This is a genomic window from Saccharopolyspora antiqui (assembly GCF_052246905.1).
Taxonomy (GTDB): Bacteria; Actinomycetota; Actinomycetes; order Mycobacteriales; family Pseudonocardiaceae; genus Saccharopolyspora.
The window spans coordinates 1-731 of sequence record NZ_JBQQBO010000059.1 but is presented as its reverse complement, the minus strand read 5'-3'; the positions used below and the strand labels follow the sequence as shown (position 1 = coordinate 731).

At 65.8% G+C, this 731-nt stretch carries 1 protein-coding gene; it reads right to left on the bottom strand.

All coding sequences use genetic code 11. The features are described 5' to 3' along the window. Positions 1-435: 435 nt before the first annotated feature. Positions 436-731 (bottom strand): DUF8189 domain-containing protein (locus ACTWQN_RS37995; protein WP_443208524.1); only part of this gene is annotated, 296 nt, incomplete at its 5' end.

The window sequence follows — 731 nt, the reverse complement described above, 5'->3', positions numbered from 1 at the left end:
CGGCGATGGGCTTGCCCACCAACTGGCCGCCCAGGTTCTGCCAGCCACGCCACGCGTCGGGGCCGTTTTCGACGTTCTCCTGCAGCGAACCGTCCGGTCCCAGCGAGAAGACGTGCAGCCTGCCCTGCCCGTCCATCTGAACACCAGCAGCGGCGCCGCGATCAGAATCAGTCCGCCGATAACGGCCAGTATCAGCACCTTCTGGTCGTTGCGGCGTTCGCGGACTCTGGGGATCGGCATCGTCTGTCCGTCCCAGGCCGTGGGCTGTCCGAACGGCGCACCGGGGGTGATTCATGGTCCGGCCGTACTCGTTGGAGGAGTGGCCTTGCGGATCGTGTGCCGAGGACGGCGGCACCGAAAGCTTCCCACGTCGTTTCTTGTCATGGGCGGAGATCGCAAGAAGGACAAGATCCGCGACTCACCGCGCCGATCTCGTCAGTTGCTGTGGGCCAGTGCTCCGCCCATTTCCCTCGACCAGGGGTTCCACGGGCCGGAGGCCCGGTTGTGCTGGTAGGTGTCCGCCATGCCGCCATTCCGGCCGATCCCGTATACGAGCAGTTTGCCCTTGGAGTCACTGGCGACGGCCACCAACTGGACGAGGTTTCCGCCGAGATTCCCGTCGGCTCCGGCGAAGTCGTACCACCTGGTGTTGCCTGGGCCGGTCTGGTAGGTCTGCATCACCGATCCGGTCGGGCTCAGTGCGAAGACCGCGAGCCGGTTGTTGGCGTCGG